Here is a 23,773-nt window from a genome sequence, read left to right as displayed (position 1 = left end):
GATACCACTTTCTTATCGCAAGAATGGGCGGCCATTGTTGACCTGTAGGCAACCATCCTGCGGCGCCCATCACTCAAGGAGTCAAGGCCTGTACCGGCCTGGCCGTCTTCCTGATCCTGGCCACGTCCGCCGCACTGGCGGTAGCGCCGCGATTGCCCCAGGCAGTCTGGATGTAGGAGGTGACCTCGGCGATCTGCTGGTCGTTGAGCAAGCCCGCATACGGCGCCATCACCAGCCCGGCGGTGGCTGAATCGGTGGCGGGCTGGCGGCCACCTTGCAGGATGATGCGAATGGCCGAGCTGGCATCCTTGCCCTGCAATACCGGATTGCCCGCCAGCGCCGGGAAGGCCTTGCCATAGCCAGTGCCGTTGCTGCGGTGGCAGGCGGCACAGCGGTCCAGATAGAGCGCTGCGCCCTGGGTTGATGGACGACCCTCGTAGGCTGCCTTGGCGCTGACTTCATCGTAGCGATACGGCTGGGCATCGTTGCGTGGCGGCAAACTGAGCAGGTAGCGCGACATGGCCTTGAGGTCAGCCTGGCTCAGGTATTGCATGGAATGTTCCACCACGTCATTCATGGCACCGAAGGAGGCGGTGAACTGGTTGCGACCGGTACGCAGGAATTCCACCAGGTCCGCCTCGCTCCAGCCGGCAATGCCGCCGCCATGTTCATTGCGCAGCGACGGCACGATCCAGCCGTCGACCACCTGACCACCGGAGAGGAACAATCGGCTGCTGTCATCGCGCAGGGATTTTTCCTGCATCGTGGTCGAGCGCGGCGTATGGCAACTGCCGCAGTGCCCCAGTCCCTCGACCAGGTAAGCACCGCGCGCCAGTTCCTGGTCACTGGCGGCCGGCGCGGCAAAGGGCGCCGGGGTCGGGGCGAAGAGCTTGCGCCACAACGCCAGCGGCCAGCGCATCGACAAGGGCCAGGGGATGTCATTGACGCGGTTGGCTTGCGCAGAGGCTGGCACGGCCCGGGTGAAGTAGGCATACAGATCGTGCATATCCTGCTCGCTCAGGCGCGAGTAGGACGGGTAGGGCATGGCTGGATAGACCGTGTAGCCGGCCTTGGTCACCCCGGTGCGCATGAGGCGCGCAAAATCTTCATAGCTCCAGTTACCGATACCGTGTTCACGGTCCGGCGTGATATTGGTGGAATAGATGGCACCGATGGGCGAGGCCAGCGCCAGCCCGCCGGCGAAAGGTGGGCCGCCCTTGCTGGTATGGCAGGCCACGCAATCGCCGGCGCGCGCCAGGTAGGCGCCACGCAGCAATTGCTGGTCGTCGGCACTGACACTGCCCTGCTTGGCAATACGCGCCGACAGCGCGGTATCGGCGTCCGGTAGCGCAAAGGGACGCAGCGGCGGCACTTCGCGGTTGAGCAGGCGTGCACCCACTGGGCCTTGCGGTGGTGCCGGCACCGTCAGCGAATCATCGGCATAAGCCAGCAGGGCGGTACCCAGGGACAGGATGGTGGCGAAGAGCAGTCGTTTCATGCTCACCCCCTTACGCGCTGACCAGCGCACGCGGGTCTTTCAGGTATTGCTCGCGGATGGCGCGCGCCGACCAGTAGGTCAGCGCTACTGCCGCCCCGGTCGGGTTGTAGCCGATGCCCTGCGCAAAGACCCCCGAGCCCACCGCAAAGACGTTGTGCACGTCCCAGCTTTGCAGGTAGCGGTTGAGCACGCTGGTGGCCGGATCGGTGCCCATGGCCACGCCACCGGCCCAGTGGGTGGTCTGGTAGGTACGCAGGTCGGGGGCGTCGCCCAAGTTCTTGACGGTGACCTTGATTTCCCTGGCCTTCAATTCATGCGCGATCTTGACCGCCTGCTCGGTGACGTAGCGGCTCATGCGGATATCGTTGTCCTTCCAGTCGAAGGTGAAACGCAACAGCGGTTGGCCGAAGGCATCCTTGTAGTTGGGATCGAGATCGACATAGACATCCCGATAGACCATGTTGGCGCCATGCACGTCAAAGGACATGGTGTTGAGATAGCTGGCCTTGACCGCCGCTTTCCAGGCCCGGCCCCATCGTGGCGTGCCAGCCGGCACTGCGATTCCCGAGATCGGTTTGGAGCCCGACGGATTGCACCAGATCGGCGAACCACCGACGAAGCCCAGCGGGCCATGGTCCATGTGGTCACCATTGAAGTCATCCACCGCCACCCCGTTGCCACCGGCACCGATGAAGCCATTGATGTTCTTGCCCGGCGCAAAGAAGGCATTGATGGTGGACATCATCTGGAAGGCGATATTGCGTCCCACCACCCCGGTATTGGAAACCGGATCGTAAGGCTTGCCGATGCCCGAGAGCAGGAACAAGCGCGCATTGTTGTAGGCGAAGGTACTGGCGATGACGATATTGGCTGGCTGGAATACGGTATCACCCTGCGCATCCACGTAGGTCACACCGGTGGCCTTCTTGCGCGTGCTGTCCAGTTCGATGCGCAGCACATTGCAACTGCTGCGCAATTCGAACAGCTTGCTCTGGCGCAGCGCCGGCATGATGTTGACGTTGGGCGAGGCTTTCGAATAGTTGTAGCAGGCATAGCCGGAGCAATAGCCGCAAAAGGTGCAAGGCCCCATCTGGCAGCCGTACTGGTTCACGTAGGGCGCGGCAGCATTGGCCGAGGGCAGCGTGAATGGATGGAATCCGGCCTGCTGCGCCGCCTTGCGAAACAATGCCGCCTGGTACTGTTCCTTCTGCGCCGGCAGCGGGAAGGTATCGGAACGATTGGCCTCGAAGGGGTTGCCGCTGTCATCGACCACCTTGCCCTTGACGCGATAGGCGGTGCCGGAAGTGCCCATCATCTTTTCGGCGAAATCGAAATACGGTTCCAGCTCTTCATATGTCACGCCCCAGTCCTGCAAGTTCATCTCCGGCGGAATGAAGCCCTTGCCGTAGCGTTCCTCGTAGTGGCTGCGCATCCGCAACTCTTCCGGCAGGATGCGCCAGTGGCAGCCCGACCAGTGCAGCCCGGCACCACCCACCCCTTCACCCGGCTTGAACATGGCGATCTGGCGATAGGGAATGGCGCTGTCGGCCATCTTGCGGCGGAAGGTGAAGGAAGATTTGTTCAGATTCTGGAACAGCTTGAAGCGTTGCTGATATTCCAGTTCATCGATGGTCTTGGGATAGGCGCCATCGGGATAGGTATCGCGATAGACGCCGCGTTCCAGCGCCACCACGCTCTGTCCGGCCTCGGTCATTTCCTTGGCCATGATGGCGCCGGTCCAGCCGAAGCCAACGATGACCACGTCGACTGCTTTCATGTTCTTGTTTGCCATGTGCTTGGACTACCTGAAGGAAGAAAGGGAGGGCGAGCTGTGGATGCCGGATTCAGCCGCGCGAAATCGGCGGCAGCGGATAGGTGCGGCCATACTGGTCAACCCAGTCGTAGTAATCGGCGCGGGCACCGGGAAAGCCGATCATCTTCCACGACCCCATGCCCTTGTTGCCACCATCGGTGGGGTCGCAGAAATAGCCTTCGTGGACGTTCTGCAGTAGCAGGTTGAACAGCGCCGCAGGGGGGATGGTGGCCATGCCGAGATGGCCCTGTTCGAATTCACCCATCATCTTTTCGCGCTGCTGCGCGTTCAGCCCGACAAAGCCGCGCCCGTATTGCTGACGGATGGCGGCATCGAATTCGGCCAAGCCTTTCTTGTACAGCTCGCGGGGCGGATAGGGGAGCTGGTAGCCGAACTCGGGCGCGGCCTCCGGCGTGAAAGGACCCTGCATGTACCATAGCTGGCCCCGGCCATAGGGCGTATTCATCTGGGCATCGATGAATTCGGGCACCCCCGCTTCCAGCGCGCCAGGGCCAGTGTCATCGGCGGGGATGAGGGTATCGGCCAGGGCGCTCAACAGGGCGTATTCGTCCTGGTTGAAGAAGCTCGGTTGGTAGGCAGCGCTGGCATTGGACTGCGCGGATGGGCTTTGGGCACTGGCCGTGAGACTGCCCGTGCTCACTGCCAGGGCAGCGGCCGGTGCGGCCGTGAGGGCGCCGCGCAGGAAACGGCGGCGATTGGCGGAGATGCTTATTTTTTTCATGGCGCGTTTCCTTGAGGGAAATCCAGAGCGTGAGCAAGTTCATGCCTTGCTCACGGCCCAGCCATGATGTGCCTTGGCACAGGCAGTGGCGATCAGCCATCCTGCGCTTTTGCTGTCGGAAATGTCTGACGCGGCTCGCTTGCAGGGCGCTTCAGACGATGACCGGTCACTGAGAAGTCAAGATTGAACGTTCCAGTCCATCGCCTTATCTGCCTGAGTCCCGCGAAGGCTTATTGCGCGGCCACGACGGTCATTTCCACCAACAGGCTGGACGCCCCCAGCCTGGCTTCCAGGGTGGTGCGGGCCGGAGCGGTTCCGGCGGGAACCCACGCGTCCCAGACTGCATTCATGGCACCGAAGTCGGCGATGTCGCGCAGGTAGATGGTGGTCGATAGAATCCTGTCACGCTGCGATCCGGCCTCGGCTAGCAAGGCGTCGATGCGGGACAGCACTTCATGGGTCTGGGCGGTGATGTCGGCTTCGGCACTGGCACTGCCATTGGCGGTCTGTCCGCACAGGTAGACCAGACCGCCATATTTCACGATCTTGCTCATGCGCGCATTGGTGTGCTGTCTTTCGATGCTGTTTTGATGGGTGCTCAAGATATTCTCCTGTCAAAAAATCGTGTCGTTGCGCTTGCCTGCGCATTCATTCGGCGGCAAGGGGTTCGGTTTCGGCCAACGCCGCCAGCGATCCCAGCGGGATGGGTTTGAGGGGTGTGCGGATGTGATAGGCACCCACCTGCTCGGGCGTCTTTCCCAGTTCGGTACTGAGGATCTGTGTCACGCTCAGGCCGCACATGCGTCCCTGGCAGGGCCCCATGCCGCAGCGGCTGAAGAACTTGGTCTGGTTCGGTCCCTGGCACCCCAGGCGGGCCATCTCGCGGATCTTGCCGGCGCTGACTTCTTCGCAGCGGCAGACGATGGTCTCGTCGCCGGGATTGGCCAGCCATTGCGGAGGGCGATACAGGGTATTGAGGAAGGGCCGGATCTTCAGTTGCCTTGCGTGTTCGACTTGCGCAGGGCCAGCCAGCGCGTTGAAGGCGGTGGCATCGAGCTTGCCCAGCGCCCGTGCGGCGTGGGCCGCGGCCAGAATGCCCGCCGGCTCGGCCGCCCGTGCTCCGGCGATACCTGCACCGTCTCCAGCGATACGAAATCCTGCCAGCGAGGTCTGGCCACCTTCATCGACGACCGGATGCCAGTATTGATTCAATGCATCCCAGCGATGATCTACCCGCAACTGCCGGCTCAGTTGCGTGTTGGGCACTACTCCGTGGTGCAGCAGCACGACGTTGGCTGCCAGCGTATGGGTCTGGCCGGCAGCGCGGAAATGCAGTTGTTGCACACGTTCGCTGCCTTCTAGACGAACCTCGCTGCTACCGTGATACATGGGGATGCCGGCACGATGCAGACGCCATAGCATCTTGATGCCCTTGAGCAGATACTGCGGCGCTCCCAACGCCGATGGCAGATGGCGCATCGCCTCAGTCAGGTTCTCACGCGGGGCGGTTTGTACCACCGCCGCCACCTCGGCGCCCGCTTCCAGCAACTGGCAGGCCACCAGCAACAGCAAGGGGCCCGCGCCGACCAGTGCGACTGGCCCTTGTGGCACCGACGCCGAGGTCTTCATCGCAATCTGCGCTGCCCCGGCATTGAGTACGCCGGGCAAGGTCCAGCCGGGCAGAGGGGACGGTCGCTCCATGGCGCCAGTGGCGGCAATGATCTGCGGCGCGCGCACGCGGTAGGAGCGGTCGTCCTGCTGCACCGTGACGATCAGATCCTGGGTGATTTCCCAGACCATGGCCCCGCTGCGATAGTCCACACCCGACTGTTGCATGCGCTCGGCCAGTGCGCGCCCGTGCAGGTAATCTGGACCCAGCACGGCCGCCACCTGCGGAGGCACTTGCGTGATATTGCGATAGATCTGGCCGCCCGGGTGCGGCTGCTCCTCCAGCAGCAGTGTCTTCAGGCCCAGCGCGGCGGCTGTGCAGGCGGCCGCCATGCCGGCGGGCCCGGCGCCGATGATGATCAGATCGTGGGTCGGGGCCATCATGCAGGTTCTCCTACGCGGCGCGCACCGTTGCTCAGACGCACTTCCATGCCGGCCCGTACCTGCACCATGCAGGATTGCACGTTCTGCCGGCCATCGACTTCGACAAGGCACTCGAAGCACACGCCCATCAAGCAGAAGGGCGCGCGCGGGCTGCCGGAGACCGGCGTGTGCCGCAATGGTGTCACGCCCGCCTTGAGCAGTGCAGTGGCCAGGGTTTCTCCCTCCCTGGCGTGAATGGTGTGACCATCGACCTGGATGGAGATGTCGGGGCGGCGGTCTTCGGTTGCCCTGAGCATGGTCTTAAACATGGAATCGCTCCGCTTTGAAGGTGGAAATGGCTGCCGGCTCGGCCGCACCTCTGATCCAGTCCGCCAGCGGGCCCGCGTGCATGGCGGCCAGCGTGATGCCGCTGTGGCAGGTCACCAGGAAGGCGCCTGGACATTGGCGCGACTGTTCGTAGATGGGAAAGCCGTCTGGTGTCATTACCCGCAGCGCGCCCCAGGTGCGTACTACGTTGGCCTGCTCCAGCAGCGGGAAATACTTGCGTGCGCGATGGGCAATGTGGGCCAGCTGATCGATGGAAGTGCGGTCGTCCAGACCCACGTCTTCCTTGGAGTCGCCGATCTGCACCACGCCCTCGCCGGTCTGGCGCACGTGGCCCGAAGGATGGCGCAGAAATGGCTGCATCCGTTCGGTCACCAGCACCTGCCCGCGATTGGGTGCCACCGGTGCCTGTAGCCCCACCAGCGGCCCCAGGTTGCGGTTGCCCAGTCCGGCCGCCAGCACCAGCTTGCCAGCCACATACTCCTGACCCCCGGCATGAACATGGAACTGGCCGGCGCGATGGACGATCTGCTCGCAGCGCACGCCATTGCGCAGCACGCCGCCCTGGGCATGGAAGCTTTGTACCAGTGAGCGCAGCAGACGCAGCGGACTGACGTGACCATCACGCGGTCCATAGACTGCACCGACCACCTCCGGCCCGATGTGAGGAGAGAGTTCCTTCAGCGCCACCGGATCAAGCACCTCGAAGGGATAGTCGCCGACGGCTTGGGCGCAGTGTTCCAGCTTGCGTACGTAGGCGCGCAACTCTTCCGGGTCCAGGAAAGAATGCAGTCCGCCGATCTGCGATAGTTCCAGGTNCATCCCATTGGAGGCGATNCACTCCTGTGCGAGGTCAGACCAGCGCAGTACCGAGGCCATGCTCCAGCGTGCATAGTCGGGGCGTTCCTCGCCCTTGCCCTGTACCCATACCAGGCCGAAGTTACCGCGTGCGGCGCGAAAGGCGTCGTCCCCTTCATCGAGCACCAGTACTTCTCACCTGCCTGCTCAGGCATAGGGCGATGGACATACCCACTACACCGCCGCCGATGACCAGCGTATCGATATCTGATGAAATCATGAAGTCTTTCCAGAAAGAATCCGGTCCAGTCCGTAGAAGCGTTCCAGCAGCACCATGAGTACCAGGGTCAGTATGATCAGTACGGTGGAGACCGAGGCCAGCAATGGATCGATGGTGTTGGCGATGTGGTTGTACATCTTCACCGGCAGGGTTTCGGTGCCAGCCGAGGCCACGAAGATGGACATGGTCAATTCATCGAAGCTGTTGATGAAGGCGATGATCCAGCCTCCCGCCACGCCGGGAATGATCAGTGGCAGTTCCACGCGCCGAAACACCGTCCAGGCCGAGGCGCCCAGCGACTGCGCCGCCTGTGCGATGGTGCGATCGAACCCAGTGGCGGCGGCCACTACCAGTCGCAGCACGTAAGGCAGCACGATCACCGTATGGGCCGCCGTCAATCCCCACATCGTGCCAGGCGAGCCCAGCAGGGTCAGAAAGCGCAGCAGTGCGATTCCCAGTACGATGTTGGGCACCATGAGCGGCGACAGCAGCAGCCCCAGCAAGGCTTCCCGGCCGGGAAAGCGATACCAGGCGATGGCCATGCCGGCCGGCACCGCCAGCATCGTGGCCAGGGTGGCGGCTGCCACGCCGAGCCACAGACTGCGGTAGAAGGCCGCCATGAAACTGTCGTCGCCGAGGATGGCGCCATACCAGCGCAGCGAGGCAGCGTCGAAAGGCATGGAGATGTAACCCTTGTCGGTGAAGGAGACCAGCACCACCATCACCAGCGGCGCCAGCATGAAGGCCGCGAAGGCCAGGTGCAGCAGCATCAGGGGCAGAGGAACGCGGCTTTTCATTGGAACACCTGTTTGTAGCGGCGCTCGATGAGGTGATTGACGCCCAGCGATACGGCCAGCACGATCACCAGCAACACCACAGAGAGCGCAGCACCCAGTGGCCAGTTGAGATTGCCCAGGAATTCGTCATAGATGGTGGTGGGCACGACCTTGAGTCTTCGCCCGCCGATGATGGCCGGTGTGGCAAAGGCACTGGCGGCCAGTGAGAACACGATCAGGCTGCCCGAGAGCACGCCCGGGATGACTTGCGGAAAGACAATGCGCAGCATGATGGTGCCCCATCCCGCCCCCAGCGATTCGGCGGCCTGTTCGGCGGCCGGATCGAGTTTTTGCAGCGAGGCCCAGACTGCCAGCACCATCATCGGTACCAGCACATGCACCAGCGCAATGACTACGCCGGTAAAGGTAAACATCATCTTGACCGGGCTATCGATCAGGCCGGCGGCCAATAGCATCTTGTTGATCACGCCCTCATTGCCCAGCAGGATGGCCCAGCCCAGGGTGCGTACCACCACCGAGATCAGCAACGGCCCCAGTACGATCACCAGTGAGACGGCGCGCCATCTTGAGGACAGGCGCGATAGTACATAGGCCTCCGGCACGCCGATGGCGATGCACACCAGCGTGACCACCAGTGCCAGGCCGAAGGTGCGCAGGAAGATCGTCTGGAAGTATTCATCGCTGGCGATGTCCAGGTAGTGGCTCAGGGTGAGGTGTTCGCCTACACCCCCGCCAGGGATGAAGGGAAACAGGCTCAACGACAGCGTCACCACCAGCGGCAACACCACCCAGGCCAGCGTGACCAGGGCGGCCGGTGTACCCATCCAGTAGGGCAGGGCGCTTGCACGGTCATGCATGTGGCGCCTCCCCGCGGGGTACCAGGTGCGCATGTTCCGGCGCCCAGCGCAGGCCCACTGGTTCGCCCTCGGCGCAACTGGGCGCACCCTTGTTGGCCTGACTGATCTGCACCAGACCCAGCGCGGTCTGCACCTGGTAGAGCCAGTGATTGCCGAGGAACACCCGCGCCTGCACACGGCCCTGCAGCAGTGCGGTTTCGGGCGTGGTGAATTCCAGCTTCTCGGGACGGACGATGTAGTCGATCTCGCCAGTGGCGCTGGCGTCGTGCGTGGGCAGGTGGTGGCCCTGGAGCTCAATGCTGTGGCTGCCCTGCGTACGGGTGGCTGAGAAGACGTTGGCCTTGCCCAGGAAGGTCGAGCAAAAGCGCCCGTTGGGTTGCTCGTACATATCGTAGGGACGGCCGATCTGTTCAATACCGCCTTTGTTCATCAGCACTACGCGATCGGACAGGGTCATCGCTTCAGCCTGGTCATGCGTGACCATGATGGTGGTCACGCCGACCCGATGTTGCAGGGCGCGCAGTTCGATCTGCATTTCCTCACGCAGCTTGGCATCGAGCGCACCCATCGGTTCGTCCAGCAGCAGCACCGGTGGTCGGATAGCCAGCGCCCGCGCCAGCGCCACGCGCTGGCGTTGACCGCCGGAGAGCTCTCTGGGATAGCGTTGCGCCATCGCCCCCAGTTGCACCAGTTCCAGGGTGTCCTTGACGCGGCGTGCACGCTCGCTTGCCGGCAGCCCTTGCATTTCCATGCCGAACGCAACGTTCTGTTGCACCGTCATATGCGGGAATAATGCATAGTTCTGGAACACGATGCCCAGTCCGCGTCGGCTGGGCTTGATCTCGGTGATGTCGTGGCCATCGAGCAGGATGCGCCCGCTGCTGGGTTGGACGAAGCCGGCGATCATCTGTAGGGTGGTGGTCTTGCCGCACCCCGAGGGACCCAACAGGCTGACGAATTCACCCTTGTCCACCGACAGGTCACATTGTCGGACCGCGAGTACCTCGCCATAGCGCCTGGACAGGCCGTTCAATTGAAGAAAACTCATGGAAGCATCCCCTGGTCTGTTGTCGGATGCTACGGTTCAGCGTTCCACGGCACGGTTCCAGCGGTTGGTCCATTCGGCCCGCTGGGCGTTGATCACACTGTAGTTGGGGGCGATCATCTGACTCACCTTGTCAGGGCCGAACACGACTCGCTTCATGATTTCCGGTGTCAGCTTGGTGGTCTTGTTGACGGGCCCCCAGCCTTGTGCGTTGGCCAGGATGGCCTGCACGTCCGCCGACAGGATGTATTGCAAGAACTGCTGCGCCAGCTTGGATTGCGGTGCGCCTTCTACCACGCAGGCTGCCGACATCAATGCCACCGCGCCTTCCTTGGGATAGACGAATTCCACGGGTGCGCCCTGATCGATCACAGCCTGCACGCGGCCATTGCCCCAGACCGCCAGCGCCGCTTCGCCAGTCTGCAGCATCTCCGCCAGTTTGCCGGGCGAGGGCTCCCAGGCCAGCACGTTGGGCGCTACCTTCTTGATCATTACGTCGAAGCCGGGAGCGATCTTTTCTTCGTTGCCGCCGTTGAGACGGGCCATCATCACCAGCGTGAGCAAGCCATAGCCATTGGTGATGGGCGGGATCACCAGCTTCTGCCGGTATTTGGGATCGCTCAGGTCCTGCCAGGAGGTGGGCGCCTTCCAGCCGTTCTTGGCGAAGATCTCCTTGTTGTACACCAGGCCGGTGGCGATGAAGCCGATGCCGATGGACTTGCCGCCGATCATGCGGGCGTTGGGATAGGCTTCGCGCGAGCCGTTGCCCTCTTCGAGGTTGGCACACAGGCCCTGGCCCACGGCCTGGTACATCGGACCATCGTCAATCATGGCCAGCGACATTTCCTGATGCCCCTTCTGCGCTTGCAGCTTGGCCAGCAGGTCGGTGGAGTTGCCCGAGACATAGACTACCTTGCTGCCGGTGGCAGCCTCGAAGGATGGAATGATCTTTTCCTTGAAAGCCTGCTCGGTAGAACCACCATAGCCACCGACATACAGCGTAGGTGCAGCCTGGACAGTTGTTGTTGCAAGCAAGGCTGCCGCCATCGTGACACCGACAAGGGTAGTACGCATCATGTATTCCTCCGAATAGGGACCGCGAAGAGAAACAGGGCAAGGAGAAACCCGTCACTCGAGAGTAGGGAATCACCGCGCCGGCTGTATGGTTTAGCTAGTTTAGGCATTCCCTATCGGCCCAAATATTAAAATTTAGAGGGTTACTTATGCCTATTTGTTATATGCATTGTTGCGCTGCAAATCAGGGATTTTTAGAGATAAATGGCACCATAAAGATGCGATACTGCACCTGCCAGATGCATTATCAAGAGCATTCGATAGCGAGTTGGTTATATGAGAAATAGTGTGAATTTGCGGCAGATCGAGGCCTTCTATTCGGTCATGCGTACCGGTACCGTAGTCGGTGCGGCACAGATGATGAGCGTGACACAGCCGGCTGTGAGCCGGGCCATCGCGCATCTGGAGATCCGTATCGGTTACGACCTGTTCGAGCGTCGTGGCCGCAAGCTGGTGGCCACGCCCGAGGCGCAGGCGCTGTATGCCGAGCTCGAACCGATCTATGGCAACCTCGACCGTATCGCTCAGGTAGCCCACGATATCGGCCACCAGCGGGCCGGTGCATTGCGCATTGCGACATTGCCGGCGCTTTCGCAAAGCCTGGTGCCGCGTACTGTGGCGCGCTTTGCTGCCGCTCGTCCGCAAGTCTCGGTTTTCGTGCAGACGCTGCCTTCACGCCAGATTGCCGAGATGGTCGCCACCAAGCAGTTCGATATCGGCATCGTCGAGCTGCCGCTGTCGCAGCCATCGATTTCGATTGAACCGCTCGAGCCCTTGGAGCGTGCGTTGGTGCTGCCGGTCGGGCATCGTTTGGCGCGCCGCAAACGGGTATCGCTCAAGGAGCTCGACGGCGAGCGCATGATCCTGCTGTCACAGCATAGCTATATGCGCTACCAGATTGATGATGTGCTCTCCAAGCTCAGGGTGTCGGTGCAGGTCGCTATGGAAACGCCCAATTCGCTGGTGGCCTGTGCGCTGGTGGCAGAGGGGGCCGGCATCACCCTGGTCTCGCGCATCACTGCAGAACCTTTTGCCGGTTCCGGTGTGGTGATTCGGCCGGTGGTGGAAGAACTGGATACCCGCTGCGCCATCATCTTCCCCTATCCGGGTAAACGACTGGCGCTGGCGGAGACATTCGCCGCGGATCTGCGCGATGAATTGCGCCGGAGCCAGGGTGGCTAACGCGCACATGGCGGTTCGGCGCTGTCCGGGAGAAGACCACAGCGGCCCGGTACCGTGCACGTACCGGGCCGCTGGGAGTCGGGGAGGCTGGCTCCCGATGCTTGCTGGTCGGCTCAGAAGCCCCAGCTCAACATGCCCACCAGCTGGTTGCCCTGCTTGACATCGAAGCGGTTGTAACCGCCCAGGATGGCTTGCAGCGACCAGGTGATGGAGGAGTTGGGGAAGGGGGCCGACAGACCCAGCGTCAAGTGACGCAAGGCGCCGCTGCTGGGGCCGTTGCCGGCGAAGCAGCCGTTGACCACGAAGGCCTGGCCGGCGCCGCAGGCAGTGCCGGTGGCAGTATCGCGCGTGCCCAGGTACTTGCCTTCGCGGCTATAGGTATAGGCGCCCAGGGTACCGGTGAAGGTGAGGTCATACGGCAGGGGCTTGGTGTAGACCAGGGTCCAGTAGGTGTCGCCCTTGTTGCCCCAGATGACGTCGTTCAACAGCGTCTGCGCATTGAGCGAGAAGGCGCCCCAGGTCAGGCCGGCCTTGGTTTCCAGTGCATTGGCGTGACTGCCGTTGGCATAGTAGTAGCCGGTCATGCCCAGGGTATATCCCAGGTCGCCGCTGATGTTGCCGGCATAGGCGAAGTAGAGATCGTTTTCCACCGAACGCGGTTTCTGGAATTCGGTGATGCTGCGGTCGCTGTAGGAACGGCCCAGCTGCTTGTAGGAATAATTGATGGTGGAGGCCCAATAGCCGAAGCTCCAGCCGCTGCTGTGCACGAAGTCGATGCCCCACTGCAGCGCCGGCTGGTCGGACTCGGGCGCATCGGCGCCGGCATTGCCCAGCGGCTGGCCATTGCCATAGGTGGTGGTGGCGCCACGCAGTACATAGCGCGAGGCCAGGTCGATGTGCTTGGTAATGGTCCAGGGGCCGGCCGGTGTCGCGCCGGGGGCGGCATCGTCGGCCAGGGCCAGGCCCGGGGCGCCGGCCAGCAGGGCGGTGAGCGAAACGGCGCAGGCCGCCAGGGTAGTGCGCGCGCGGGCGGGGATGTGAGTAGTCAAGGTTCTCTCCGTGTTGGTGATTGTTGAGGTCAGCAGGGTGGGGCAAATAAAGCGGTGGGCAGACAGAGGCCCTGCGGGTCCGCTGCCGGACCCGCAAAAAATAAGACTTCTGATATCTGAGCTGTTAGTGTTGGTCGTGTCGGGTGACGAGGAAATCAGAGTTTTCCATCGGCGGCCATCTTCATGTAGCTCGGATCAAAGCGCAGCTTGACGTTCTTCTTGTCGCCCACGATCACATTGCCATCGAAGGCGATACCGATGCCATCGGCACTCTTGACGTTGGGGCCGAGAATGCCGTGGTCGAAGCTGAACTTGGCGACGCGGCCCATGATGGTAGGCAAGTCCTTCTTGGTGGCGAACTCCAGCGCGGCCTTGGGCTGGTAGAACATGGCGGTGGCCGCCAGTTGCGACTGGAAGCCGGCCAGGTCGGTGCCGGAGGCCTTGCCCATGGCGGTCAATGCCCGTGTGGCGCGCTCATCCTTGGCGGTCATGATGGACATCATCTCGTACCAGGCACCGGTGAGCGCCTTGCCGAAGGCAGGATTGTCCTGCAGGGTCTTGGTGTTGACCACCATCAGGTCCATGATCTCGCCGGGCAGTTGCTTGGAGGTGTAGACCAGCGAGACATCGGGGGCCGCGGCAATCGATGACAGCATGGGGTTCCAGGTCACGGTGCTGGTCACGGCCGGGGTGGCAAAGGCGGCGGTGATGTCGGCGTCGCTGGTGTTGACCACCTTGACGTCACGCTCGCGCAGGCCGACCGATTCCAGTGCGCGCGCCAGCAGGTAGTGCGACACCGAGAACTCCACCAGTTGCACCGACTGCCCCTTGATGTCGGCCAGCTTCTTGTTCTTCCCCTTGAGCACGATGCCATCGTTGCCGTTGGAATAGTCGCCCACGATCAGGGCGGTGGAGTCCACGCCACCGGCCGCGGGAATGGTCAGCGCATCCATGTTGGTCATGGTGCAGCCGTCGAACTTGCCGGCGGTGTACTGGTTGATCGATTCGACGTAGTCGTTCAATTGCACGGCGCTGATGGTGATGCCGTACTTCTTGCCCCACTTGGCCAGGATGCCTTGTGCCTGGGCTTCGCCCCACGGCATCCAGCCGGCATAGATGGAAGTACAGACCTTGAAGTCGGTGCGCGGGGCAGCGTGTGCGGATGAGAGCGCGCCTGCGAAGGCGGCCAGGGCGATGGCGGCGCCACCAAGGATGCGAGAAATGTTGTACACGGCGGATGGTCCTCGAAGGGTTTATTAGGGAAAAAGCCCGGGAGCGGCGCGGTCGTTGCGAACGCGTCATCTCCCGGGCTTTTCTCCCGCCGTGTAACCCCTTGCGAGGTCGACTGCTCTCGGACCAGACATCCGCAACAGCGAACCGGAACCCTAGCTGTCCATTGCAAATTGTGCTTACACAAGACCGGTATCACCGGCTCCCACTCGCTTTTCAGCAAGGTTCGTGCCAATCCTCACCGACACCGTGGAGACGCTTTTCGCTATTAATAGCGAATCATCGCCAGCGCATCAGACGCTCATACATCCCGGTGTGCATGAGCAGCGATGGCGCAGTGCGCACGCGCCAAATCGGTGCCACGCTGCACCACACTTGCGCCTGGCTTGCCTGGGTATTGCTGGTGTTGGTACTCACACCCAGCGGTGGCGCGGGTTTGCGCGGCATGGAGGGGGCGAGAGCGCTTGGCCCGGAACTTGCATACAAGATCGTCGTTCTCGCATAGGGCGAGCCAAGACGACTTGGGTCGGAGCACGGACAGTAGCGCAGTCTTCGACAACCATCCTGGACGGCCAGGCCATGCTCGCAGGAGAAGACCATGCCCATGACCCGATCAACCGACGCCGCCATTTTTTCTATCGCTTTTTCTGCCGATGCCGCACAAGCATTACCGCTGTGCGGACGGATGCGCACTTCGCTGCTGCTCATCGAGGCCTTGATGCTGGCCTTGACGCAGGCCCTGCATTGGCTGCGGCGCAGTCGATGATGGTATGGAATTTGCTGAAATCGTCTTACACGCAGAGCAGTCCGCATCGATGATCTGATTCATCAAAACGGCTGCACGGAGAAGTTCAAATAGCTGGCTAGGGTTCCGGTCTGCCGCAGGCAGATGACTGGTCCGAGAGCCGGCGACCTCGGTCGAGGTTACACGGCGGGACAAAAGCCCGGGAGAGAGTTGCACTCAAGGTGCCGCGCTGCTCCTGCTTTTGTTCAACCCCGACCGGAGTCTCACGTGATCGCTGCTTGCATCCCCAGGTCCCACCGCCCAGCGTTGCCGCTGGGTCCGTCCCTCGTTCAGGGAGGCGCACCATGCGTTTCCTGAACCGTCATCCGGGCCGCTCCGGGCAATGGCTGCTGACCTTGTTGCCCTTCCTTATCCTGATACTGCTCTATGCCGTGGGCTCGGCCACGCGCCTGGCCGACAATCCCAACGACAAGCTGCTGCCCAGCCTCGCGCAGATGGTCGATGCGATCCGTCACATGGCCTTCATGGAAGACCCGCGTAGCGGCGACTACCTGCTCTGGGCCGACACCCTGGCCAGCCTGCAGCGGGTGTTGCTGGGCCTGGGCATCGCCGCGTTGGCCGGGCTGGTGCTGGGCATCGCCAATGGCATCTTTCCGGTGCTGCGCGCCGGTTTCTCGCCACTCTTGACGGTGATCTCGATGGTGCCGCCGCTGGCCATCCTGCCGATTCTGTTCATCGTGCTGGGGTTGGATGAATTATCCAAGGTGATGCTCATCGTCATCGGCGTGACCCCCTTGCTGGCGCGCGACCTGGAACATACCGGCCGCGCCATTCCCGCCGAACTGCTGATCAAGGCGCAGACCCTGGGCGCCAATAGCTGGACCCTGGTATTGCGGGTGGCGCTGCCGCAGATGCTGGCGCGCCTGCTGGTCTCGTTGCGGTTGTCGCTGGGCGCTGCCTGGTTGTTCCTGATTTCCGCAGAAGCGATCTCGGCCACGGCGGGTCTCGGCTATCGCATCTTCCTGGTGCGCCGCTACCTGGCCATGGACGTGATCCTGCCTTACGTGGTCTGGATCACGCTGCTGGCCTGGTTGATGGACTGGCTGCTGCGCGCCGTGCACCGGCGCTTCTTCCCCTGGGCCGAAGGAGGTCGCGCATGAGCTACATCGATATCCGCAACGTCTGGCAACAGTATGACCAGAACGTGGTGCTGGAGCGTCTGAACCTGCGCGTGGAAGAAGGGCAGTTCTGCACCCTGGTGGGCGCTTCCGGTTGTGGCAAGTCCACTTTTCTGCGTCTGCTGCTGGGGCAGGAACGGCCCAGCAAGGGACAGTTGCTGCTGCAGGGCCAGCCTTTTCCGGCCGAGCCGGATGCCACGCGCGGCGTGGTGTTCCAGCGCTATTCGGTGTTCCCTCACCTGAATGTGCTGGATAACGTGGCCATCGGCCTGGAGCTGCCGCAAGCTCCGCTGCTGGGGCGCCTGTTCGGTGGTTCCAAGCGTCGCGCGCGCGAGCAGGCGGCACAACTGCTGCATCGCGTAGGGCTGGGGCATGCACTGAACCTGTATCCCAGCAGCCTCTCGGGCGGAATGCAGCAGCGGCTGGCGATTGCCCAGGCGCTCATTGTGCGCCCGCGCGTGTTGCTCTTGGACGAACCCTTCGGTGCGCTCGACCCCGGCATTCGCAAGGAGATGCATACCCTGCTGCTGGACCTGTGGCAAGACAGCGGCCTGACCGTCTTCATGGTCACGCATGACCTCTCCGAAGGATTCACCCTGGGCACCCGCCTGCTGGTGTTCGACAAGGTGCGCGTCGATCCGCAATACCCGCAGGCCTATGGCGCCCACATCACCTATGACATCGCCCTCAACGAGGCACGCGCCCGCGAACAGGCCGGCAAGCTGGCCTCCCTCATCACTGCAAAGGAAAGCTGACATGAGCAAGCAAGCCTTGGCCCTTCAGGCCAGACTCTACGAAGAACTGTTGCCCGGCGGCGGCCATACGTCCTTCATCCTCAAGCGCGGCCAATCGCTGCGCATCACCGACATCGAAGGCGGGGCCAACGTCAGCATGATGATGTTGAATGCCCAGCAGCCCAGCGAACGCCTGAACCTGCCCGATACCCTGAAGGGCCAGCACACCGCGCGTCTGCAAGCCGGGCATTGCCTGTACTCCGACATGGGACGGGTGCTGGCGGCCATCACCGAAGATACCTGCGGCTGGCATGACAGCTTCGGCGGCGTGCTCAATGCCGAGGAAGTGCAAGAGAAATATGGCCAGGGCCGCTACCAGGAATTGCGCAATGGCTTCTATCGCAATGGCGTGGACAACCTGCTGGTGGAAATGGGCAAGTGGAACCTCGACCTGCAAGACCTGCTGATGGTGGTGAACCTGTTCTCGCGCGTGGCCGTGGATGAGCAAGGCGTGTTCCACTTCGTGCCCGGCAACGCCAAGGCTGGTGACTACATCGAGCTGGCCGCCCCGATGGAAACCCTCATCATCCTGACCGCCCTGCAGCATCCCATGGATCCGCACCCGCACTACGCACCGCGCCCGGTCAGGCTGGAGTGGTTGCACACGCACAGCGACGACAGTACCCATGCCTGCCGCCATTCGCGTCCCGAAAACGAGCGCGCCTTCCACAACACCGAACGCTTCTATCTCTGACATCAGGACTATCCCATGCACATCATCGAAAGCCAGCGCGCACCTGCAGATGCCGTGTTGCGTCACGTGATCCCGGCCGGCGAGCCTTACCTGTTCAATCTCAAGGCCGGCCAGACCGTGCGCCTGCTGGACCTGGAAGGCAACCAGGCCATCGACACCCTGTTCTACAGCGCCGCCAATCCGCGCGAGCGCTACGACCCGCAACGCACCCTGCGACGCCAGAACCGCGCCTACCTGGGGGCGGGCAGCGTGCTCTATTCCAATCTGGGGCGTGCGCTGGCTACCATCGTGGCCGATACCTGCGGTCGCCATGACACCCTGGGCGGGGCCTGCGCGCAGGAGAGCAATACGGTGCGCTATGCGCTGGAGAAGCGTTATATGCATAGCTGCCGCGACAACTTCCTGTGCGCCTGCCTGCATGATGGCCGGCTCACCAAGCGCGACATCGGCGCCAACATCAATTTCTTCATGAACGTGCCGGTCACGCCCGAGGGCGGCTTGACCTTCGAGGATGGCATTTCGGCGCCGGGCAAGTACGTGGAACTGCGCGCCGAGCAGGACTTGATCGTGCTGATCTCTAACTGTCCGCAATTGAACAACCCCTGCAACGGCTGGAACCCGACCGCTGCTGAAGTGCTGGTGTGGGACTGATCCTGCCCGCTAGCTCCCTGCTTTGCGCTGCAACCCTCGCGGACGACCGCGAGCCGGTTTTCCGAATCACGGGACGACCCGGATTTCAAGGCCAACTCAATGTTTGACCATCTGCTCATTGCCAATCGTGGCGCCATCGCCTGCCGCATCCTGCGCACCTTGCGCACGCTGGAGGTGACCGGCGTGTGTGTCTATTCCGAAGCCGACCTCGGCAGCCTGCACGTGTTGCAGGCAGACCGTGCCATCTCGCTGGGGGAAGGCGCGGCCGCCCAGACCTACCTGGCGGTAGACAAGATCTTGGCCGCCGCCCGCGACAGTGGCGCCCAGGCCATCCATCCCGGCTATGGCTTCCTGTCCGAAAATGCCGCCTTTGCCGAAGCCTGCGAAGCAGCCGGGATTGCCTTCGTCGGCCCCACGCCCGCGCAGTTGCGCCTGTTCGGCCTGAAGCACACGGCCCGCGCCCTGGCGCGCGAGCAGGGCGTGCCAATGCTGGAAGGAACGGGCTTGCTGGAGAATCTGCAAGAAGCGCTGGCCGCTGCCGCCCAGGTCGCTTATCCGGTGATGTTGAAGAGCACGGCGGGTGGCGGCGGCATCGGTATGCGCGTCTGTCGCAGCGATGAAGAACTGGCCGATGCCTTCGAGTCAGTGCGCCGACTGGGGCAGAACAATTTCAGCGATGCTGGCGTGTTCATCGAAAAATATATCGAACGCGCGCGTCATCTGGAAGTGCAAGTCTTCGGTGATGGCCAGGGCGAGGTGATCGCCCTGGGGGTACGCGACTGCTCGGTGCAGCGGCGCAACCAGAAGGTACTGGAAGAAACGCCCGCTCCCAATCTGCCCGCAGGCATGGCCGATGCCTTGTGCGCAGCGGCCATCAAGCTGGCGCGGGCGGTGAATTATCGTAGCGCCGGCACGGTGGAATTCGTCTACGACAGCCAGGCCGGACAGTTCTACTTCCTGGAGGTCAACACCCGTCTGCAAGTGGAACATGGCGTGACCGAGCAGGTCTGGGGCGTGGACCTGGTGCGCTGGATGATCGAACTGGCGGCCGGCGAACTGCCACCGCTGGCGCAACTGGCCGCCACCCTGCAACCCAGCGGCCATGCGATCCAGGCGCGCCTGTACGCGGAAGATCCGGGCCGTCAGTTCCAGCCCTGCCCGGGACTGTTGACGGCAGTAGCCTTTCCACCCGCCGATGGGCGGGCCTTGCGCATCGATACCTGGGTCGAAGCCGGTTGCGAGATCCCGCCTTACTTCGACCCCATGATCGCCAAGCTGATCAGCTGGCAACCCACCCGCGAAGCCGCCCGCTTGGCGCTCGATGCCGCGCTGGAGGCGACGCAGCTCTACGGGGTGGAAACCAACCAGCACTACCTGCGCCAGATCCTGGCCGATGTGCCTTTCGCCAGCGGCCAGCCATGGACGCGCTGCCTGGAGCAACTGACCTATCATGCCGACACGGTGGAGGTGCTCGCGCCCGGCACCCAAACCACGGTGCAGGACCATCCTGGCCGCATCGGCTACTGGGCGGTGGGAGTACCGCCTTCGGGCCCGATGGATGAGCGCGCGCTGCGGCTGGGCAATCGCCTGCTGGGCAACGCGAGCGACGCGGCGGGACTGGAAGTGACCATGAGCGGCCCGACGCTGCGCTTCAACACCGCTGCGGTGGTGGCCGTGACCGGTGCCGACATCGTGGTGCAGATCGACGGCGTGGGCCAGCCCATGCATACCGTCCTGCACATTGCCGCGGGCAGTACGCTCAAGCTCGGTGTCATCCGCGGGGCCGGGGCGCGCAGCTATCTGGCCGTGCGCGGCGGCCTCCAAGTGCCGACTTACCTGGGCAGCCGCAGTACCTTCACGCTGGGACAGTTCGGCGGCCATGGTGGCCGGGCGCTGGCCACCGGCGATATCCTGCACCTGGCGCCGCTGGCCGAGGCGGCCGTGACCAAGGTCGGGCAAGCGCTGCCGCCAGGCTTGTATCCGGCATTGGAACCGGTACGCAAAGTGCGGGTGATCTATGGGCCGCATGGCGCACCGGAATATTTCACGCCGGCCTATATCGATACCTTCTTCGCCACCGATTGGGAAGTGCACTTCAATTCCAGTCGTACTGGCGTGCGCCTGATCGGTCCCAAGCCGGAATGGGTGCGCGACAGTGGCGGCGAAGCCGGCTTGCATCCCTCCAACATCCATGACAATCCCTATGCCGTGGGTGCGGTCGATTTCACCGGCGACATGCCGGTCATTCTCGGACCGGACGGCCCCAGCCTGGGCGGTTTCGTCTGCCCGGTGACCGTGATCGAAGCCGACCTGTGGCAGATCGGCCAGCTCAAGGCCGGTGACAAGGTCCGCTTCGTGCCGGTGGATGTGGCCGCCGCGCGCCGCATCGCCCTGGCCGCGCACCAGGAAATCAGCGCGTTGCAGGTACAGGCGGTGGCGTGGGCGCCAGTGGCGCTGGCCTCGCCCATCGTGTTGGACCTGGGCCACGACGACCGGCGCCTGGTGGCGCGCCTGTCGGGGGATGCCAATCTGCTGCTGGAAGTGGGCAGTCCGCAACTGGATCTGGTGCTGCGTTTCCGCGTCCATGCCCTGATCGCCGCATTGGAAGAACAAGCGTTGCCCGGCGTGATCGACCTCACCCCCGGCATCCGTTCGCTGCAGGTGCATTACCAGCCCGAGGCGCTGCCCTTGCAGCGGCTGCTCGATACCGTGGCCGGGCTGTGGGATGCGGTCTGCGCTCGCCAAAACCTGACGGTTTCGTCGCGTATTGTGCATCTTCCCCTGTCCTGGGACGACCCCGCTTGCCAGCTCGCCATCGAGAAATACATGACCACCGTGCGCAAGGATGCGCCCTGGTGTCCCAGCAATCTTGAATTCATCCGCCGCATCAATGATCTCAAGGATCTCGGTGCCGTGCGCCAGACCGTGTTCGATGCCAGTTACCTGGTCATGGGCCTGGGCGACGTCTACCTGGGGGCACCGGTGGCCACGCCGCTGGACCCGCGCCATCGCCTGGTGACCACCAAGTACAACCCGGCGCGCACCTGGACGGCCGAAAATTCGGTGGGCATCGGTGGCGCCTATCTGTGCGTCTATGGCATGGAAGGTCCGGGCGGTTACCAGTTCGTCGGTCGCACCCTGCAAATGTGGAACCGCTATCGCGAGGTCGCGGCCTTCGGTGGCAAGCCCTGGCTGCTGCGCTTCTTCGACCAGATCCGTTTCTACCCGGTCACGGCCGAGGAGTTGCTCACCATCCGTCGCGATTTTCCCTTGGGCCGCTTCGATCTGCAGATCGAACAGACCCAATTGAGTCTCTCGGATTACCAGGCTTTCCTGCAGCAGGAGGCCGCGGGCATCGCCGCCTTCCGCGAGCACCAGCAAGCCGCCTTCGATGCCGAGCGCCAGCGCTGGATCGCCAGTGGCCAGGCCAACTTCGAGATCGAGGAAGCCAGCGCCGCCAGTGATCAGGGGCCGCCTCTGCAAGTGGGGCAGATGGCAGTGGATGCGCCGATTGCCGGCAACCTGTGGCAGGTCAAGGTCAGTCCCGGGCAGCGCGTGGCACAGGGGGAACTGTTGATGATCCTGGAGTCGATGAAGATGGAAATCAATATTGCCGCACCCGAGGCCGGCATCGTCGCCGAGGTGCGCGTGCAGCCCGGCAGCCCGGTGCGCGCGGGGCAATGCGTGCTGGTGATGGAAGCCACCGGGCAGGAGCTGGCATGATCCATTCCTTTGACTTGCGCATCGATGCGCTCACAGCTGCCTATCGCGAAGCACGCTTGACGCCGCGCCAGGTGGTCAGTCGTTTGCGCGAAAGCGCCAGCGCCCTCAATGCGCAATATCGGCTCTACATCCACCTGTTGAACGAGCAGGAGAGCGAGCCTTATCTGCAAGCGCTGGAGGCCTGTTCCCCGCACAGCCTGCCTTTGTATGGCGTGCCCTTTTCCATCAAGGACAACATCGATCTGGCCGGCATTGCCACTACTGCTGCCTGCCCGGCCTTCAGTTATGTGCCGCGCGAGAGTGCCACGCTGGTGGAGCGCTTGATCGCGCTGGGCGCCATTCCCATCGGCAAGTGCAACCTGGACCAGTTCGCCACCGGTCTCAATGGCACGCGCTCACCCTATGGCGCTTGTCGCAACAGTGTGCACCCGGACTATCCCTCAGGCGGTTCTTCTTCCGGTTCGTCGTTGGCGGTGGCGCTGGGCCTGAGCAGCTTTGCGCTGGGGACCGACACGGCCGGCAGCGGACGCGTGCCGGCGGCGCTCAACAACCTGGTCGGGCTGAAGGCGACCAAGGGCTTGCTCTCCACGGCCGGGGTGGTGCCGGCCTGTCGCACGCTGGATTGCGTCACGTTCTTCACGGCCACGGCGGCTGAAGCCAGCCAGCTACTGGCACTGTGTGCCCGGCCTGATGAGCGTGACGAATACAGCCGTGCCAATCTGCCGCATAACGATGCCTCGGCCTTCCAGCCACCGCGTCGGGGCTTTCGTTTCGGAGTGCCGCGTCAACTGGAGTTTCTCGGCTGCGCCGAAAGTCCGGTCCTGTTCGTGGAGGCACTGGAACAGATGGAAGCCATCGGCGGCGTGGCCGTGCCCATCGATTTCACGCCCTTCCTGGAAGCCGCCCGCCTGCTCTATGAGGGACCGTGGGTCGCCGAGCGTTACAGCACCGTCGAAGCCCTGCTCAAGGAACAGCCCGAAGAAGTCTTGCCGGTCATTCGCGACGTCTTGCGCAAGGCCCCGCAGTACAGCGCCGTCGATACCTTCCGCGCCCAGTATCGGCTGCAGCAGTTGAAGGGCGACTGCGACCGCATCCTGGCTGGACTGGATTGCGTGGTGACTCCGGCCTATCCGCGCCCGGTGCGCCTTGTACGTGGGACGCAAGCCGCGCGTTCGGCTGGAAGCGCAGATGCATGGCGGCGGGCATGAACGCGGCCTGCGCTCGGGCACCCTGGCCACTCACCAGAT

At 63.1% G+C, this 23,773-nt stretch carries 20 protein-coding genes, 2 pseudogenes and 2 riboswitches; of the genes and pseudogenes, 8 read left to right on the top strand and 14 right to left on the bottom strand.

Annotated features, from left to right (window positions below; all coding sequences use genetic code 11):
* Positions 1–73: 73 nt before the first annotated feature.
* The 11 genes and pseudogenes from I5W_RS23570 to I5W_RS23520 form a co-directional block, all read right to left on the bottom strand.
* The gene (locus I5W_RS23570; RefSeq protein WP_252717195.1) at positions 74–1,498 is read right to left on the bottom strand and encodes a cytochrome c; all 1,425 of its coding nucleotides are present in this window, start codon (positions 1,496–1,498) and stop codon (positions 74–76) included.
* Between the two features lie 10 nt (positions 1,499–1,508).
* Positions 1,509–3,290, bottom strand: coding sequence for a GMC family oxidoreductase (locus tag I5W_RS23565; protein ID WP_017449906.1), 1,782 nt, complete (start codon positions 3,288–3,290; stop codon positions 1,509–1,511).
* 52 nt (positions 3,291–3,342) lie between these two features.
* Positions 3,343–4,053, bottom strand: a complete 711-nt coding sequence (locus I5W_RS23560; RefSeq protein ID WP_044531071.1) for a gluconate 2-dehydrogenase subunit 3 family protein — start codon at positions 4,051–4,053, stop codon at positions 3,343–3,345.
* Positions 4,054–4,283: 230 nt separating this feature from the next.
* Complete coding sequence (locus tag I5W_RS23555) at positions 4,284–4,655, bottom strand: RidA family protein (protein ID WP_017449904.1); 372 nt, start codon at positions 4,653–4,655, stop codon at positions 4,284–4,286.
* Between the two features lie 46 nt (positions 4,656–4,701).
* Positions 4,702–6,105, bottom strand: coding sequence for an FAD/NAD(P)-dependent oxidoreductase (locus tag I5W_RS23550; RefSeq protein ID WP_044531070.1), 1,404 nt, complete (start codon positions 6,103–6,105; stop codon positions 4,702–4,704).
* Complete coding sequence (locus I5W_RS23545; protein ID WP_044531069.1) at positions 6,102–6,413, bottom strand: (2Fe-2S)-binding protein; 312 nt, start codon at positions 6,411–6,413, stop codon at positions 6,102–6,104. Before I5W_RS23545 ends, I5W_RS23550 begins: the two co-directional genes overlap by 4 nt.
* Positions 6,406–7,507 (bottom strand): annotated as a pseudogene (locus tag I5W_RS23540) (NAD(P)/FAD-dependent oxidoreductase). Before I5W_RS23540 ends, I5W_RS23545 begins: the two are co-directional and overlap by 8 nt.
* The gene (locus I5W_RS23535; RefSeq protein WP_044531068.1) at positions 7,504–8,304 is read right to left on the bottom strand and encodes an ABC transporter permease; all 801 of its coding nucleotides are present in this window, start codon (positions 8,302–8,304) and stop codon (positions 7,504–7,506) included. The pseudogene I5W_RS23540 and the gene I5W_RS23535 overlap by 4 nt, the downstream one beginning before the upstream one ends.
* Positions 8,301–9,161, bottom strand: a complete 861-nt coding sequence (locus tag I5W_RS23530) for an ABC transporter permease (protein ID WP_044531067.1) — start codon at positions 9,159–9,161, stop codon at positions 8,301–8,303. The genes I5W_RS23535 and I5W_RS23530 overlap by 4 nt, the downstream gene beginning before the upstream one ends.
* Positions 9,154–10,209, bottom strand: a complete 1,056-nt coding sequence (locus I5W_RS23525; protein WP_044531066.1) for an ABC transporter ATP-binding protein — start codon at positions 10,207–10,209, stop codon at positions 9,154–9,156. Before I5W_RS23525 ends, I5W_RS23530 begins: the two co-directional genes overlap by 8 nt.
* Positions 10,210–10,245: 36 nt before the next feature.
* Complete coding sequence (locus I5W_RS23520) at positions 10,246–11,253, bottom strand: ABC transporter substrate-binding protein (RefSeq protein WP_017449897.1); 1,008 nt, start codon at positions 11,251–11,253, stop codon at positions 10,246–10,248.
* A 315-nt stretch (positions 11,254–11,568) separates the two neighbouring features.
* Here I5W_RS23520 and I5W_RS23515 point away from each other — a divergent pair, with 315 nt between their 5' ends.
* Positions 11,569–12,462, top strand: a complete 894-nt coding sequence (locus I5W_RS23515; protein WP_017449896.1) for a LysR family transcriptional regulator — start codon at positions 11,569–11,571, stop codon at positions 12,460–12,462.
* A gap of 113 nt (positions 12,463–12,575) precedes the next feature.
* On the opposite strand, the gene I5W_RS23510 is transcribed toward I5W_RS23515, so the two are convergent.
* The 3 genes from I5W_RS23510 to I5W_RS32650 form a co-directional block, all read right to left on the bottom strand.
* Positions 12,576–13,511: a TorF family putative porin gene (locus I5W_RS23510; protein ID WP_044531065.1), complete on the bottom strand. Its 936-nt coding sequence runs from the start codon at positions 13,509–13,511 to the stop codon at positions 12,576–12,578.
* A 155-nt stretch (positions 13,512–13,666) separates the two neighbouring features.
* On the bottom strand, positions 13,667–14,743 hold the full coding sequence (locus tag I5W_RS23505; RefSeq protein ID WP_017449894.1) for a putative urea ABC transporter substrate-binding protein: 1,077 nt from the start codon (positions 14,741–14,743) through the stop codon (positions 13,667–13,669).
* Positions 14,744–14,811: 68 nt separating this feature from the next.
* A riboswitch (guanidine-I (ykkC/yxkD leader) is annotated at positions 14,812–14,911 on the bottom strand.
* A 109-nt stretch (positions 14,912–15,020) separates the two neighbouring features.
* Positions 15,021–15,188: a hypothetical protein gene (locus I5W_RS32650; protein ID WP_017449893.1), complete on the bottom strand. Its 168-nt coding sequence runs from the start codon at positions 15,186–15,188 to the stop codon at positions 15,021–15,023.
* Between the two features lie 157 nt (positions 15,189–15,345).
* Between I5W_RS32650 and I5W_RS32645 the strand changes: the two genes are divergently transcribed.
* From I5W_RS32645 to I5W_RS23475, 7 genes and pseudogenes are all read left to right on the top strand, one after another.
* Positions 15,346–15,507, top strand: a complete 162-nt coding sequence (locus I5W_RS32645; protein WP_171426911.1) for a hypothetical protein — start codon at positions 15,346–15,348, stop codon at positions 15,505–15,507.
* Positions 15,508–15,593: 86 nt separating this feature from the next.
* Positions 15,594–15,694, top strand: a riboswitch (guanidine-I (ykkC/yxkD leader).
* Between the two features lie 136 nt (positions 15,695–15,830).
* Positions 15,831–16,646, top strand: coding sequence for an ABC transporter permease (locus I5W_RS23500; RefSeq protein ID WP_044531064.1), 816 nt, complete (start codon positions 15,831–15,833; stop codon positions 16,644–16,646).
* A complete protein-coding gene (locus I5W_RS23495) occupies positions 16,643–17,419 on the top strand; it encodes an ABC transporter ATP-binding protein (protein ID WP_044531063.1) in 777 nt (258 codons plus the stop codon). Before I5W_RS23500 ends, I5W_RS23495 begins: the two co-directional genes overlap by 4 nt.
* A gap of 1 nt (position 17,420) precedes the next feature.
* A complete protein-coding gene (locus tag I5W_RS30855) occupies positions 17,421–18,152 on the top strand; it encodes an urea amidolyase associated protein UAAP1 (protein ID WP_017449889.1) in 732 nt (243 codons plus the stop codon).
* Between the two features lie 15 nt (positions 18,153–18,167).
* Positions 18,168–18,803, top strand: coding sequence for an urea amidolyase associated protein UAAP2 (locus tag I5W_RS30850; RefSeq protein WP_044531062.1), 636 nt, complete (start codon positions 18,168–18,170; stop codon positions 18,801–18,803).
* Positions 18,804–18,902: 99 nt separating this feature from the next.
* Positions 18,903–22,526: an urea carboxylase gene (uca, locus tag I5W_RS23480; RefSeq protein WP_044531061.1), complete on the top strand. Its 3,624-nt coding sequence runs from the start codon at positions 18,903–18,905 to the stop codon at positions 22,524–22,526.
* A pseudogene (locus I5W_RS23475) lies at positions 22,484–23,653 on the top strand (allophanate hydrolase); the annotation flags it as partial. The gene uca and the pseudogene I5W_RS23475, both read left to right, overlap by 43 nt.
* Positions 23,654–23,773 lie beyond the last annotated feature (120 nt).

It is taken from the genome of Herbaspirillum sp. B65 (genome assembly GCF_000333555.1).
GTDB lineage: Bacteria > Pseudomonadota > Gammaproteobacteria > Burkholderiales > Burkholderiaceae_D > Herbaspirillum > Herbaspirillum rubrisubalbicans.
This window is presented reverse-complemented; position numbering and strand designations above follow the sequence as displayed.

Bases quoted from the DNA above. Each gene is read 5' to 3' on its own strand.
- I5W_RS23565 (WP_017449906.1), bottom strand. From the start codon at position 3,290: ATGGCAAACAAGAACATGAAAGCAGTCGACGTGGTCATCGTTGGCTTC.
- I5W_RS30855 (WP_017449889.1), top strand. From the start codon at position 17,421: ATGAGCAAGCAAGCCTTGGCCCTTCAGGCCAGACTCTACGAAGAACTG.
- I5W_RS23500 (WP_044531064.1), top strand. From the start codon at position 15,831: ATGCGTTTCCTGAACCGTCATCCGGGCCGCTCCGGGCAATGGCTGCTG.
- I5W_RS23520 (WP_017449897.1), bottom strand. From the start codon at position 11,253: ATGGCGGCAGCCTTGCTTGCAACAACAACTGTCCAGGCTGCACCTACG.
- uca (WP_044531061.1), top strand. From the start codon at position 18,903: ATGTTTGACCATCTGCTCATTGCCAATCGTGGCGCCATCGCCTGCCGC.
- I5W_RS32650 (WP_017449893.1), bottom strand. From the start codon at position 15,188: ATGCCGCGCAAACCCGCGCCACCGCTGGGTGTGAGTACCAACACCAGC.
- I5W_RS23495 (WP_044531063.1), top strand. From the start codon at position 16,643: ATGAGCTACATCGATATCCGCAACGTCTGGCAACAGTATGACCAGAAC.
- I5W_RS23570 (WP_252717195.1), bottom strand. From the start codon at position 1,498: ATGAAACGACTGCTCTTCGCCACCATCCTGTCCCTGGGTACCGCCCTG.
- I5W_RS23550 (WP_044531070.1), bottom strand. From the start codon at position 6,105: ATGATGGCCCCGACCCACGATCTGATCATCATCGGCGCCGGGCCCGCC.
- I5W_RS23525 (WP_044531066.1), bottom strand. From the start codon at position 10,209: ATGAGTTTTCTTCAATTGAACGGCCTGTCCAGGCGCTATGGCGAGGTA.
- I5W_RS23530 (WP_044531067.1), bottom strand. From the start codon at position 9,161: ATGCATGACCGTGCAAGCGCCCTGCCCTACTGGATGGGTACACCGGCC.
- I5W_RS23560 (WP_044531071.1), bottom strand. From the start codon at position 4,053: ATGAAAAAAATAAGCATCTCCGCCAATCGCCGCCGTTTCCTGCGCGGC.
- I5W_RS32645 (WP_171426911.1), top strand. From the start codon at position 15,346: ATGACCCGATCAACCGACGCCGCCATTTTTTCTATCGCTTTTTCTGCC.
- I5W_RS23535 (WP_044531068.1), bottom strand. From the start codon at position 8,304: ATGAAAAGCCGCGTTCCTCTGCCCCTGATGCTGCTGCACCTGGCCTTC.
- I5W_RS30850 (WP_044531062.1), top strand. From the start codon at position 18,168: ATGCACATCATCGAAAGCCAGCGCGCACCTGCAGATGCCGTGTTGCGT.
- I5W_RS23545 (WP_044531069.1), bottom strand. From the start codon at position 6,413: ATGTTTAAGACCATGCTCAGGGCAACCGAAGACCGCCGCCCCGACATC.